Genomic DNA, 15380 nt, shown 5'->3' with positions numbered 1-15380 from the left:
ATACAAATAATTCCCTCCTGATATAGATTTGATTCTGTTGGTGTAAAATATACACTGGCCAGCTAACCAAATATTAATTAACCTAAATTAAATCGTATGAAAAGAAGTATTACTCTTATTTTCTTCGTGTGCTGTTTACTTCTCTCACCATTTGCCTCCAGGGCACAGGAAGTAACAGTAACGGGCAGGGTAACAGACAATGCAGATGGGAAACCACTGCCGGGCGTTACCGTCACAATACAAGGGACTTCGAAAGCCACCAGTACAGATGGTGCAGGAAAGTATGGCATCGCTGCTGTCCTGGGTGCAAAGCTTGAATTCCGTCAGCTGGGCATGAAGCCCCAGATCATTACCGTAACAGGAAGTAGTCTTGATGTAGCGCTGACTGTAGATGAAACCTCACTAAATGAAATTGTAGTGATCGGTTACGGTACCCAAAAGAAAAGTGTAGTTACAGGAGCCATTTCCAGTGTAAAAGCTTCAGATCTGGAGAATATGCCGGTAACGAGGATCGAACAGTCGCTGCAAGGCAGAACCGCCGGGCTTACCATCACTGGTGCCTCCGGACAACCGGGATCAGGCGCTACCCTGAGGATCAGGGGGACAACCACCATTGGAAACAGCGACGCCCTGTTTATTGTGGACGGCGTGCAGGTAGAAGGTGGAATTGATTACCTGAGTCAATCAGATATTGAGTCGATAGAAGTGCTTAAAGATGCTGCATCTGCCTCCATTTACGGAGCCAGAGGTGGGAATGGAGTGGTATTGGTGACGACCAAAAAAGGGAAGGATACCGATGGAAGAATCAGAGTGAATTACAATGGTTTTGTAGGCACCCAGGCACCGGATCATAAGCTTAAATTACTGAATGCCGCTCAGTATGCAACCCTTTACAATGAAGCGGCCGTAGCAGGCTCCAAAGCTGCAAACCCGGCAACAGCAATCGTATTCCCTGATCCTGCTGCGCTGGGTAAGGGTACAGACTGGCAATCAGAAGTTTTTAACAATAGTGCTTTATGGCACAATCAGGAACTGAGTTTTCAGGGAGGATCTGCAAGGTCTACCTATTTCAGTTCCCTGGGCTATTTTGATCAGGAAGGGATCGTAGCAAGTAAAAACTCCAGATACAAACGTTTTACAGCGAGGTTTAACTCACAACATAAAATCACCAACGCGATTACTTTTGGAAATAATATCGGTTACACCAGAATTAATAGTATTGGTGTCGCCACAAATGATGAGTATGGAAGTCCCCTGGTAAGGGCCATCAATATGGATCCGATCACTCCGGCAGTAGAGCGTGATCCCGCGAAGTTTAATGCGCCTCCATATACCAAATTTCCGGTGGTTAGAAACAGCGAGGGTTTTCCTTACGGAATTTCCCCATATGCGCAGTCGGAAATCTTAAACCCTTTGGCTGCATTGGCCGTAGCGCAGGGAGACAACTGGTCAGATAAAGTGGTAGCTAATTTATTTTTGGAAGTAGAACCTTTGAAAGGCCTCAAACTGCGCTCTTCGGGTGGGGTAGATCTTGCCTTTTGGGGTGATCAGAATTTCAGACCTGTCTTCTACCTGTCCTCGACTTCAGAATCAAAAGTAAATGCCTATACCCGTAACATGAACCGGGGACTTTTCTGGACGCTGGAGAATACGGCTACCTATTCAAGAACCATTGGAGATCATCATTTTCAGGCGCTTGCGGGGATGTCTGCACAAAAGAATAAAGGCGAAAATCTGGGTGGTGTGAAAGAAGGAATTCCGGTGAATAACCTGAAAGATGCCTCATTGCAATTTCCTGTAGCCCGTCTGGATAATAATTTTTATGGGGGCGAATACCTGAGTACACTGAGTTCATTATTTGGGCGTCTTACCTATGATTTCAAAGAAAAGTACCTCTTTACCGGGGTCATCCGGAGAGACGGTTCTTCCCGTTTTGGCCCAAATAATAAATATGGTTATTTTCCATCCGTATCTCTTGGATGGGTAGCTTCGAAAGAAGACTTTTTTCCTGAAAACAAAGTGATCAGCCTGCTGAAATTCAGAGGTTCTTACGGGGTAACCGGGAACGACAGGATCGGTGATTTCAGGTACCTGTCTACCGTAAGCGGAGGTAGAAATTATAGTCTTGGTACTGGTCTTCTCCCGGTTCTGGTAAATGGGGTGAGTCCTAATGCCTTGTCAAACCCAGACCTCAAATGGGAAGAAACAACCTCTACAAATATTGGATTGGATGCCATTTTGTTCGGGACATTTACTTTCACTGCAGACGTATTTACCAAAAAGACAACAGATATGTTGCTGGATGTAAGGGTGCCGCTTTATGTGGGTAACAACGGACCAATCGGAAATATAGCAACCCTGACCAATAAAGGGATTGAATTTGAGCTGGGTTACGCCAAAACGATAGGAGAGGTTAGTTTTAAAGCCAATGCCAATGCGACATTTATAAAAAACAGGATTGATTTTCTTGGAGATGATAAAGATTTTCTTGCCGGTGCCAGGATCACTCCTCAACAGCTGGAGCTGACAAGGACTGCAGTTGGGCATGCCATCGGGTCTTTTTACGGATACCGTTCCGAAGGTTTATTTCAGAATGCCTCAGAGATCGCAAATTATAAAAATGCTGCGGGAAATCCCATTCAGCCGGATGCAAAACCTGGTGATATCCGTTTTGCAGATCTCAATGGAGATGGAAAGATCAACGATGCCGACAGAGAATTTCTCGGAGATCCTACGCCCGACTTTAGTTATGGTTTGACACTGTCTGCTGCCTGGAGAGGATTTGACTTCCTGGTCTTCGGACAGGGTGTTGCGGGAAATCAGATTTTTAATGGCTTACGCCGCTTTGACCTTCCTTCATCCAATTATACTACCGAAGCTTTAGGAAGGTGGACTGGTGAAGGATCTACCAATTCTTTTCCGAGGCTGACCACCGATGATGCCAATCAGAATTTCGGCAGGGTGTCTAAAATGTTTATAGAAAATGGGGATTATTTCCGGATCAAGACTGTACAGCTGGGTTATACCCTTTCGAAATCGATCAGTAAGAAAGCTGGCCTGGATAAAGTCAGGATCTATGCGATGGCAAATAACCTGTTAACGCTGACCAGGTATAATGGCTATGATCCGGAGATCGGAGGGGGGAGTTTTGGTATTGACCGCGGTTATTACCCTCAGGCAAGAACTTTTTTCATTGGCTTAAACTTAGGTTTCTAACTTAAAAAGAGAAATTATGACATTCAATAAAATAAAATATCTGATCGCTATTGTAGTGGTCATGCAAGCAGGAACATCCTGCAAAAAAGACTTTTTGGAAGTGGCACCCAGAGGGACTGCTTTGGAAGGGAATTTTTATAAAACCGATGAAGAAGTATATCAGGGACTGATTGCGGCCTACGATGTGATGCAATGGGGAACCTCAGGCGGCTATACGATGAAAATGCCTTTGCTGAGCGCTGCCTCAGACGATTGTTATGCCGGAGGAAGCAGTCCTTCTGATCAGCCGAACTGGGTTGCCTTTGATAATTTTAAAATGGATTCCAGGGTAGGGCCTCAGGTAGGTTTGTGGAGTAAAAACTTTACCGGGGTTTACCGGGTAAATATTTTGCTGTCCAAGATGGAACTCAATACCTCTTTAACTCCCGCCTTCAAAACCCGTGTTGAAGCAGAGGCAAAATTCCTGAGGGCCTATTTTTACTTTGACCTGGTGAGGTTTTTTGGACGGATTCCTTTGATCACCAAGATAATGGGCACGGCTGAACTTTATGGACAGAAACAGGTGGATCCCGCATCGGTGTATGCACAGATTGAAAAAGACCTGAGAGAAGCGTTTCCTGCTTTACCTGCTTCAGTTGCAGCGGGAGAAAAAGGCAGAATCTCCCAGGGAGCGGCAAAAGCTTTACTCGGAAAAGTCTTGTTGTACTCCAATGATAATGCTAAAATGGCTGAAGCAGCAGGCATCTTAAAGGATGTGAATACCAATTATGGGTACCAGCTGCTTCCAAATTTCGGAGATGTATTTGATCCGAGAAATAAATTCAGTGCAGAGTCGATTCTCGAAATTCCACATTCCAATAACGCGGCATGGGGAGATTGGGGTTTCATAAACGGCGGTGAAGGTAATGTTGCACCTCAGTTTATCGGGGCAGACGGCTATAACGGACCAATTTATTCCAATGGATGGGGCTTCTGTCCGGTAACTGAAAGTCTGGTGGATTTCATGAAGAACGACCCGCGGTTTGCCTATACCATTATTGACGGTAATGAATTAAAAACACAGGGTGCAACTTACAGGGCAAGGTATCAGAATACGGATTATTTTATTAAAAAATATGCGCCACTGGCGGCCGTAAGGGCAACGAGCGGTACGGCTGACCTAAACTGGCCGATCAATGAAGTAGAAATCAGGCTTGCCGATACCTATCTGATGGAAGCTGAGGCTCTGGTACGTTCCGGTGGCGATCAGGGAAGGGCACAGACCTTAATGGACCTGGTGAGGGCAAGGGTTGGTTTGACAAGTGTATCGGCTACACTCGACAATATCTATAACGAGCGGAGAATGGAACTGGCTACAGAGGGACATCGTTTCTTTGATCTGGTACGCACGAAGAAAGCAGCAGCTGCTTTGACTGGATTTGCAGTTGGAAGGAGCGAATACCTGCCAATCCCTCAAGAAGAAATCGACCTTACTAAAGGCGGAATCACACAAAATCCTGGATATAATTAATTAAAAAGAAGATGAGAACTCCATATAACTGCCTTAAATCCTGGACTTGCCTGCTGGCAGGGCTGATTTTAATGATGGCATCCTGTAAACGGACAGATTTTCCTGTAGATAAGGGGGGCACTCCCGGAGCTGTAAGTTTTAGTGCAAGCCCTAAGGCCTCCAACGCAAATATCGTAGATTTTAAAAATGAATCCGGAGGCTTTAAGGCCATCTGGGACCTTGGAAATGGCACCTCAGGGGAAGGAAATACCATTAGTGGTTCCTATCCGGAAGCAGGAACCTATACGGTAAAACTCACCGTCTTCACAAAAGAAGGATTTGCTTCTGTGACCAAACAGGTGGTGATTGCACAAACGAATACTGATATGCTCAGGGGACCTGAGTACGATGCCTTAACAGGTACTGCAACGAATGTCAACGGAAAGACCTGGGTGATAGAAAAGGGAACGGTAGGACATCTTGGATTAGGTCCGATCACCGGGAGCACGGATGAATGGTTTAAAGCGGGACCGGAAGAAAAGAAAGCTTTTGGTATTTACGATGATGAGATGACGTTCAACCTAAACGGCTGGAAATATACTTATGCGAATAACGGAACAACCTATGCCAATAAAGACAATGCGAAAGACCTGGGCGTAACCGGAGCTACAGAAGATGTAATGGTCAATTATACTCCGCCTGCTAATATGACCTGGAAACTGGTCTTCAGTGGGGGTAAGAAGTTTATCAATATTTCGGACAATGGTTTTATTGCCTATTATACAGGGGCCTCTCAATATGAGATCCTTTCCATTACCAATGATCAGATGTACCTGAGGACTACGAGTAAGGCGGTAGGTGATCAGGCCTGGTACCTGCGCCTGTCGAGAAAGGGCTTTGTCCCGGAACCACCTGTTGTGGTGGAAAAACCCCTGAAAGCAGCAAACCTGAGTGATGATTTTGATGCCGCGGGGAATGTGACCTGGCTGGCGGAAAATATCACTTATAAAAGGGCTTATGATAATCCTGCACCGCTGACGGGCAACACCTCTGCCAAGGTTGGTTTTTATGCAAAAAAAGATGGGGTGGATTTTCAGTACGGAAATTTACAGGCTACCTTAACCCACAGACTGGACCTGAGTACCAAAAATAAGCTGAGAATGAAGGTCTTCCTGCCTTCTTATAATGATTTTGCCAAAGTAAACCCGAAAGTGGCGGTCAAACTTCAAAACTCTTTACTTGGAGGTGATGCATGGACCACACAAAGAGACGTCGCAAAAGTAATCAGTGTCTTTAACAGCTGGGTCGAACTGGAATTTGATTTTTCTGCCTATGCAGCAGACAAGGTGTACGACAGAATTGTAGTTCAGCTGGGAGGAGAAGGACATCCAAATCCTGGAATTTTCTACATTGACGATTTTGAATTTAAATAAGGAATCCGGAAGGCCAGGCTGAATCGTTTGCATTCAGGCTGGCTTCCTTTTTTCTAAAAATAGCTTTGTATGTATATCAACAAAAGAATAGCAATGATGACCATCTTTACTGCCTCAATTGTAGCTTTATTTTCTTTAATTTCCTGTTCCACTTCCAAAGATGAGGGACCAGTTATCCTTCCCCCGGTTACCAATGTTCCTGTCGACAAAAACTGGAGCTTTGAAACTGTTCCATTCTGGTATGATGAATTTGATTATACCGGTCCGGCATCTTCTTCAAAATGGGATTATGACCTCGGTGGGAGCGGCTGGGGAAATAACGAAAAGCAGAACTACACGAATAACCTGGAAAACAGTAAGGTTGGCGATGGCCTGCTGACGATTACAGCAAGAAAAGAAAACAGTGCCGGAATGGCTTATTCTTCGGCAAGACTGGTGACCCGCAATAAGCTTGATGTCCTTTACGGGCGGATTGAAGTAAAGGCAAAATTGCCTTCAGGTAAAGGAACCTGGCCCGCAATATGGATGTTGCCTACAGATCGGGCCTATGGAGACTGGCCGAAATCAGGAGAAATAGACATCATGGAGCATGTTGGATATGATCAGGATAACGTCCATTTCACGACACATACCGAAGCCTATTATTTTAAAATCAATACCCAAAAAACGAGTACAATGAAGATTCCCGGAGCAAGCTCGGCTTTCCATTTGTATCGGGTAGACTGGACGCCTTATGCGGTCAGGGGATATTTTGATAACCAGAAAGTCTTTGAGTTTGTGAATGAAGGATCAGGCTATAAAGTATGGCCATTTGATAAGAAATTCCACCTGTTGTTAAACATTGCAGTAGGGGGCGACTGGGGAGGTGCACAAGGAATCGACGATACCATCTTCCCGCAAAAATTTGAACTGGATTACGTCAGGTATTATAAAATGATTGAAAAATAGCCTGCGCAAATGAAGCCATCCCAGGCAATCGCTTACAAAGCAATGAACCTGCTGATGATCATTTCATAACCGCTAAACTGAGTTTACGAGTTCTTGAGAACCATTGAGAATCAATAAACAACACGAAAAAAAACAGTGATATGCTGATGAAAAATATGAACATAAGACAAGTAATTCCTTTAACTGCACTGTTGTGTATAATATTGCTTTTTTCCGATTTGAAAAAGGCTGTTGCTCAGGGTTTTCTAAGGGCAGAAGGAAAGAAGATCGTAAACGAAAAAGGGGAGAATGTGCTGCTGAGAGGAATGGGTTTCGGAGGATGGATGGTTCAGGAGGGCTACATGTTAGGCCTGCAGGGCGGGGGCCAGCAGTTTAAAATCCGGGAAAAGGTAAAAGACCTGATTGGGGAAGATAAAACCAAATTGTTTTATAAAGCCTGGCTTTCCAATCATACGCGTAAAGCAGACATCAAGGCAATGAAAGACTGGGGGTTTAATTCTGTCCGCCTTCCGATGCATTTTAACTTGTATACTTTACCGGTAGATCAGGAGCCTGTACCCGGGCAAAATACCTGGATTGAGCAGGGATTTGCGATGACGGACAGCTTGCTGGCCTGGTGTAAAGAATACCAGCTCTACCTCATCCTGGACTTGCATGCTGCACCCGGCGGACAAGGGAACGACTTAAACATTTCTGACCGGAATCCGGAGACTCCTTCTTTATGGGATAGTGAAGCCAACCAGCAAAAGACAGTAGCACTCTGGCGTAAGCTGGCAGAACGATATGCAAATGAACCCTGGGTTGCTGCCTATGATCTGATCAATGAACCGAACTGGGGATTTGAAGATCGGGAAAATGATAAGAACGGATTAAAAGAACAAAAAAATGCAGGGTTGAGAAAGCTGATGGTAGAGATTACCAAAGCGATAAGAGAGGTGGATCAAAAGCACTTGCTGATCATTGAGGGAAATGGCTGGGGCAATAACTATAACGGAATTTTCCCGGTCTGGGATCCGAATATGGCGCTCAGCTTTCATAAATATTGGGCATTTAATGATCAGGCTTCTGTGGCAGGAATGGAAAAGGCAAGAACAGCGCAGAATGTACCGGTCTGGCTGGGAGAAACCGGGGAAAACTCTAACGTCTGGTTCACCGAAGCGATCCGGCTTTTCGAAAAGAACAACATCGGCTGGGCCTGGTGGCCATTGAAAAAGCTGGGGCATAACAATCCATTGCAGGTAAAGAGCAATCTGGAATACGATGCGGTACTGAAGTACTGGAATGGGGAAGGCCCAAGACCTTCGGCTGCTGTTGCGGAAAAAGGATTGATGCAACTGGCTGAAGATTTAAAAATAGAACACAATATCTTTCATGCTGATGTGGTAGATGCCATGTTTCGCCAGCCTTTCTCTTCAGAAACCAAACCGTTTAAAGCCAATGTGATTAAAGCCGGAACCAGTCTTGCTGCGGTAGATTATGATTTGGGGATCAACGGACAAGCTTATTTTGACCAGGATACGGCAGATTATCATGTTTCCACTCAAAAGACAACCATCGGAAACCGGGGGAGAACCTATCGGAATGATGGCGTAGATATCAGAAAGGCCCCGAAAGCAGGATATTTTGTAAGTGATACTGAAGCCGGGGAATGGCTGCAGTATACGCTCAATGTACAGGAGGCAGGAGTTTATAATTTGAAACTGAATGTCGCTGCAAAGGATGATAAAGGAAACATCTCCATACTAGTGAACGGAAAAACAGTGCTGAACAATAAAAATATTCCGGAAACCGGTGGGCCGGAGCTTTTCAAGCCCCTGTTGCTGAAAGGAATCAAACTAACAAAAGGCATACAGAAATTAAGAGTTTATATAAATACCGGAGGCTTCAATTTTAGCAGCATCCGCTTTGAAAAGTAAACGCTCTCGTGTTTAATTGTAAATTGATAAGATGGCCTGGAGAGGCCATCTTTTTTTGTTTATCGCTGTTTCTGCAGAGGTAACAGATTGATGTTTTTAGCGGATGAAACTGGTTTTCTGCTCAGAATGAAACTCTTTAAAAAGTTTACGTTGTTAGTTTATGGAATCGCGCGGATATTGGCGTCATTACCATATGAAGCCTGCTATTTTATACCTTATGCTGCTTACGCTTACCTTAAGCTGTAACAGCCGCCACACAGAAGAACATAAGTATACTGCAACTGAAAACACGCTTTCGAAAAAGAGATTTGAAACCAAAGAATTGTTTGGGACATCCAGCGACCCTGGTAATTATGTACTGATACCCCATGCCGATAGTGTTGGAATGTGGGTGGGAAATATCATTGATTTTGTAGACAAGGAACACTTTGTAAGTAATTACGTTGCCTGGTGTGGAAATGACTGCTTTACTTCTGTGTTTGGAAGGTATTATTTTGAGGACAGTTCGAAAGTGGTTTTCTTCACCGACAGCATCAAATTTTCAGGCGAATGCAGGGACAGGCCAAAGCAAACAAAGACAGGTCCTCCTGTGGTTTTTTATTTGGGAGATGCTCCTTCAGATACCTTGAAATTGAACCGAAACAGGAATAAGACTGAGCCAGGCAGCTAGTGAAGCCCTTTTTTTAGTGTTGGATTTTTGTGGGATCATTGGAGGTTGTTTTTTACAATGCGAATGGTTTCAAAATAATTATTTAACATTACGGTACGTATTTCAGGTCTTAAAAAGACATTTCAGGATATGTAGGGGGAAATTAAGGGTATGACATTAAAACAAATTTTTAATGAACGGCTGTTGTTGAAGCAAATTTCGGAAGGGGACGAGCAGGCATTTGGTGTTTTGTTCTATCATTATCTCCCTGTATTACAAGCGTTCGCTTTGCGCTTTACAAAATCGGCTGCTGCGGCTGAGGAAATTATTCAGGATACTTTTTTGAGGGTTTGGTTAAACAGGGATAAGCTGGATGAGGTAGAGAATGTAAAAGCATGGTTGTACAAGTATGCTTCAAACGAATGTCTTGGTCACCTTAGAAAGGTACTGAAGCAAGCCAGGGCCATTGACAACCTCAGACAAGATCAAGCCCATGAAAGCAATACGACGATTGATACGATTCAGCTCAATGAAATCAATCAGCTGATTACCGATGCTGTTGACCGCCTACCGGCACAAAGAAAAAAAATTTATCTGATGAGCAGGGGCGAGGGATTAAATATTCCTGAAATTGCAGCCTCCCTCCAACTTTCTCCAAATACCGTAAAAAATGCATTAGTGATCTCTCTGAAGTCTATTCGGGAACATTTACGTCATCATGGCGTGACCCTCAGTATATTGGCTTATCTGGCCTTATTGAAGTAATCTTATTTTTTTTTAATTCCCGATAGTCCTTAATTCCTTTTGCGGCTTCTTAGTATCAGAAGCTATGAAGGAACAGATAAAACAGCTATTGGGAAAATTTGAAAAAGGGACACTCAGTCTGGAGGAAAGCCGGCAGTTGCTGGAATTGACGGGGATGGAAGCGGAAGCTGTTGTGGAAGGGATTTCGGAAATGATGCTGGAGGAGCAGGAACCTTCCACGAAAATGACCGGAGACTTGGTTTGGTCCGGGATGCTGACAAAAATTGTTGGAATAGATAAGCCTGTGGTCATCACCAGGAAACCGCTTCTTGCGAGGTTCCGATGGCTTGCTGCTGCGGTGGTATTGTTAACGCTTTCTGTGGGCCTTTATTTTTATAAACAAGTGGTTCCGGAAGCGAAAAGGGTTTTTCCGGAACAGGTTACGGCAGATATTGCTCCCGGAGGGAATAAAGCCATTTTGATCCTTGCCGACGGATCAGAGATTTCATTGACCGATGCCGAAAATGGCGCCCTTGCCAGGCAGGCAGGGATTACCATCCGAAAGACCGCAGAGGGGCAGGTGATTTATGATACCGGGGCTGCCGGAGGAGCGGAAAATGAAGCTTCCAACGGGCAGCCAAAATTCAATACCATTGCTACACCGCGAGGTGGACAATATCAGATCAACTTGCCAGATGGAACGAAGGTTTGGCTCAATGCCGCTTCTGCTCTGACTTTCCCGCAGTCTTTCAGTAAACTCAAAGAACGTCATGTCGTACTAAAGGGGGAAGCCTATTTTGAAGTGGCGAAAAATAAAGAACAGCCATTTAAGGTGAGTACCGGCTCCGGCACAGCCGGAAAAGCCCAGGTGATTGAGGTACTGGGAACACATTTTAACCTGAATTCTTATGATGATGAGGAGAGTACGAAGACGACCTTACTGGAAGGAAGTCTGAGGGTAATGCCCGGGACGGGAAGTTTCCTGCTTCGGCCAGGACAGCAAGCTATACTCAGTCAGGATAAAATAAAGGTTGTTCCCGCCGATACGGAGGAATGCCTGGCCTGGAAAGAGGGCTACCTGCAGTTTACCCGTGCTGACATCAAAACCGTGATGCGGCAGATCTCCCGTTGGTATGATGTGACGGTCCGCTATGAAGGTCCTGTTCCGGCATTGGAATTCGGCGGGGCAATTCAGAAGGACCTGACCTTGGTTCAGGCACTCAAAATATTAAATAAGAGCCAGATTCATTTTAGAATTGAAGGAAGGGAGGTAATCGTTATGCCCTAATGTTACCCGCAAAGAATTAAACCAAAAGAAAGCCAGGAGCGCTTGCAACACTCCTGGCGAAGGATCTTTTTAAGAAGGTCCCCTGTCCAGGTTTAATTCAATAAAAAATGTTCAACAAACCTTATTCTTCAACCTAAACCTAACAAATGTATGATTTTTTTTATACCTGGTGACCGCCTGAAAAGTGGTCGCCATGATGATGACTTACAAAGATTTTGGCATCCGGTTTCTCGTATGCTAAAACTGCAGTTTTCAGCTCAACTAGGACTGATTATGAAACTCACCTTTTTTCTGACAACCTTGGTCGTGATGAACGTTTTTGCCAGCAGCTATTCACAAACGGTGACCTATACCGGAAAAGATGTGCCATTGGAAAAAGTTTTTTCCTCCATCAAAAAACAAACCGGTTATGTGTTCTTCTATAATTTTAGCCTGTTGCGTTCGGCAAAACCAGTTACGCTGAATGTGGTGAAAGCTGAGCTTTCTGAAGTTTTGCTTTTATGCTTCAGGGACCAGCCTTTTGATTATAGCATAGAGAATAAAACGATTGTGATTGCCCAGAGGATTTCCCCGGGGAAAGAAGCCAAAACAACCGCGGCGCTCCCTCCAAAAGAGCTGAAAGGCCGGGTCACCGATGCAAAAGGACAACCTTTACCAGGAGCCACTGTAAAGGTAAAGGAGACCGGGAAGGCGGTGATGACCAATGCTCAGGGAGAATTTGAGCTGAAAAATGTCGACGATAAAGCGGTGTTGATCGTTTCTTTCATTGGTTATAAGCAAAAAGAAATTGCACTGAAAGGGGCGAGCGAGCTGCACATCGTACTGGAAGAAAATCTGGGTTCTTTGGAACAGATTGTGGTGATGGCCTATGGTACCGCAAAAAAGAAGGACATCGCCGGATCTATTGCCAGTCTTGGACAAAAAGAAGTGCAAAATGCCCCAATGGGTTCCACGATTCAAAGCTTATTACAAGGTAAGGCCTCCGGGGTAAACGTGGCGATCCAGTCGGCTTCACCAACTTCTCCGATCAGTGTAGTGATCAGGGGTGCCTCCTCCCTTTCCGGAAATAACCAGCCGTTATGGGTTATTGACGGCGTTCCGGATTATTCTACGGCTACCTCCGGAAACATTGCCAATTCTCTATATAACCTGAACCTGAATGATGTAGAAAGTATCGACATCCTCAAAGATGCCTCTGCAACGGCATTGTATGGATCCAGAGCTGCAAACGGAGTGGTGATTGTCAGCACTAAAAGAGGAAAAGAAGGGATGAATCCCACGATTGAAGTCTCTACCCGCTTCGGTTATCAGCGGCAGGATTTTAATGGTTATAAATATATGGAGGGGCCGGAATATGAGCATTTTGCAGATATAGCGGCAAGGGCTGAGGTGATGAATCAGGGAGGTTTCGACTACTTTACGAGATTGTTCCTTGATGAGCAGGCTTTTTTTAGCTTGAATACCAGTGAGTTCAAAGCCAGTGACCTTAAAAAACTAAAGGGTGCATATTATGAGGGAAACACCAATTGGATGAAGGAAATGACCCGGAATCCATTGACACAGCAGCATGATGTCTCTCTAAGGGGCGGAACTAAAAATATCGCATACTATGTTTCCCTGAACAATACCAATATGGATGGTATTGTAAAAACGGGAGGAAGCAAGCTGTATGGTGGTCGGCTTAACCTGGAAGCTAAATTAAGAAAGGGTTTTAAATTTGGCCTGAATCTAAGCGGTTCTACCAGAAATACCAACAATAAGGATTATATGTTGGATGTGCTGAAAAAGATCAGACCGGATATCCCTGTTTACAATCCTGATGGAACTTTGTTCACTAAGGATGCCTATACTGAAAATCCATACACCACACTTCTGAATACCAGATCCGGATCGGGACAATTGTTTAATGGAACTGGATTTCTGGAATATAGCATTCTGGACGGACTGCTGTTAAGAACGGCTTATACTGCCAATTATGCAAATACACAGCGATTGGATTACGATCGCCGGGGCAGTACTTTTAATACGGAAGGGAGCAGATCCTGGAGCAATAACAAGAACCAGACGAGTGTCTGGGAAAACACGCTGACCTATGCCAAGACATTTGGAAAGCATGACGTATTGGGGCTGGCAGGTTACTCCATGGAGAAGAATACTGCGTTGGGCTATAGTATGGAAGGCACGAATTTTCCTGATGATGACATCCTGAATGACTTTCCCTCTGCAGCAACGAGGGGAGCTCTTGGGGAGAGCTATACAGCAAGCGGGCTGATCTCCCAGTTTGCAAGGTTGCAATACAAGTATAACAACCGGTATATCCTTTCAGGAACGGTTCGCCGTGATGGTTCCTCCCGTTTTGGACCGGATAAGCGCTGGGGGATTTTTCCTTCTGCAGCGGTAGCCTGGCTCATCACAGAGGAAGATTTTATGAAAAATGAAAAGCTGCGTAAAGTCATTTCCTATTTGAAATTAAGGGCTTCAACGGGAAAGGCGGGATCGCAAAACCTTGGAGATTACGACTGGATGACCCGGGTTGGCTCGTCCAGGTATAATGAAAACCCTGCGATTGCACCGAACTCGATAGGAAATAATGACTTGCAATGGGAGCAAACCCAAATGACAGATTTAGGGCTTGACTTTGGGCTTTGGGATGAACGGGTTCGGGGCTCTTTCGGTATTTACCAGAAAAAAACAGACAAATTGATTTATAGCAAACCTTTGCCTTCGAGTACTTCCTTTAACAGCGTCAGTTCTAATGTTGCTTCATTGAAGAATAACGGAATGGAGTTCGATGTCAGTGTTGATGTTTTGAAAAGAACAGATTTTACCCTGACGCTTGATTTTAATGCGGCAAGAAACAACAATCGGATTATGCAGATTAACGGGGTGACGAGGGAGCTTAATTTCCCGAGTGATGTTACGACGTATATGAAAGTGAAAGAGGGAGAAAGGACAGGTCAATGGTTTGGTTATCAAACGGCAAACCGCTTATTTGTGACGGCTGAAGAGGTCATCGCCCTTCAGGGAAGGAAGTCTGTGGGCACAAAGCAATATTACCGGGATGCGGCCGAAAATCCGGGAGATCTTTATTTTATAGACCAGAACGGTGATGGAATCATCAACGCAGACGATCGGGTGAAATTAGGAAGTTCAGATCCCAAGCTGTTCGGGGGATTCGGGATGACCTTTTTTTATAAAAGCTTTATGATCAATGGCACGTTCACTTATGCTTACGGCAATAAACGTCTTTGGAGCATGCCAATGGATGATGCCGGGTATATGGGAAGTTATAATCATAGTAACCTGATTGCTGGTAGAAGTGCTACTTTATTAAGTCCTTATGAGGCTTCCATGCCAAGGATCACACCTTATGGACTGGGTGAAAATGGAGAGTTCTCCGATTTTTGGCTGTATGATGCTTCTTATGTAAGGCTTAGTGCGTTGAACATCAGCTACCGTTTGCCGGAAAAAATGTTTAAAGACAAAATCATTCAGGGAATTGACCTGACTTTCCAGGCGAGTAACCTCTTTACTTTAACGCGTTATCCGGGCTTTGATCCTCAGGGAAACTGGTCCTCCAGTGCTATAGGCACGGGAATGGGGATTGATGGCAGCTATTACCCATCGGCAAAAAATTACAATCTAGGCATTAAGTTCACTTTTAAATAGGCTATCCTGATGAAACCATCATGATCTT

Annotated in this window: 9 protein-coding genes; all 9 read left to right on the top strand. The window is 44.6% G+C overall.

Annotated features, from left to right (window positions below):
• Nucleotides 1-96: 96 nt before the first annotated feature.
• A complete protein-coding gene (locus DBR43_RS20690) occupies nucleotides 97-3216 on the top strand; it encodes a SusC/RagA family TonB-linked outer membrane protein (protein WP_124584257.1) in 3120 nt (1039 codons plus the stop codon).
• A gap of 16 nt (nucleotides 3217-3232) precedes the next feature.
• Complete coding sequence (locus DBR43_RS20685) at nucleotides 3233-4726, top strand: RagB/SusD family nutrient uptake outer membrane protein (protein ID WP_124584255.1); 1494 nt, start codon at nucleotides 3233-3235, stop codon at nucleotides 4724-4726.
• A gap of 11 nt (nucleotides 4727-4737) precedes the next feature.
• Complete coding sequence (locus tag DBR43_RS20680) at nucleotides 4738-6138, top strand: PKD domain-containing protein (protein ID WP_124584254.1); 1401 nt, start codon at nucleotides 4738-4740, stop codon at nucleotides 6136-6138.
• A 69-nt stretch (nucleotides 6139-6207) separates the two neighbouring features.
• Entirely contained in the window at nucleotides 6208-7086 is an 879-nt protein-coding gene (locus DBR43_RS20675; RefSeq protein WP_233603064.1) for a family 16 glycosylhydrolase, read from the top strand.
• 155 nt (nucleotides 7087-7241) lie between these two features.
• Entirely contained in the window at nucleotides 7242-9002 is a 1761-nt protein-coding gene (locus DBR43_RS20670) for a cellulase family glycosylhydrolase (protein ID WP_124584252.1), read from the top strand.
• 193 nt (nucleotides 9003-9195) lie between these two features.
• Nucleotides 9196-9672, top strand: a complete 477-nt coding sequence (locus DBR43_RS20665) for a hypothetical protein (protein ID WP_124584249.1) — start codon at nucleotides 9196-9198, stop codon at nucleotides 9670-9672.
• 150 nt (nucleotides 9673-9822) lie between these two features.
• A complete protein-coding gene (locus tag DBR43_RS20660) occupies nucleotides 9823-10416 on the top strand; it encodes an RNA polymerase sigma factor (protein ID WP_124584247.1) in 594 nt (197 codons plus the stop codon).
• A gap of 64 nt (nucleotides 10417-10480) precedes the next feature.
• Nucleotides 10481-11683 (top strand): FecR family protein, encoded by a 1203-nt coding sequence (locus DBR43_RS20655; RefSeq protein ID WP_124584245.1) that lies wholly within the window; start codon nucleotides 10481-10483, stop codon nucleotides 11681-11683.
• A gap of 273 nt (nucleotides 11684-11956) precedes the next feature.
• Entirely contained in the window at nucleotides 11957-15352 is a 3396-nt protein-coding gene (locus tag DBR43_RS20650) for a TonB-dependent receptor (RefSeq protein ID WP_158622562.1), read from the top strand.
• The last annotated feature ends 28 nt before the right edge of the window (nucleotides 15353-15380 follow it).

The organism is Pedobacter sp. KBW06 (assembly GCF_003852525.1).
Classification (GTDB): Bacteria; Bacteroidota; Bacteroidia; order Sphingobacteriales; family Sphingobacteriaceae; genus Pedobacter.
The sequence above is the reverse complement of the archived record's forward strand: the minus strand, read 5'-3'. Positions and strand labels throughout refer to the sequence as shown.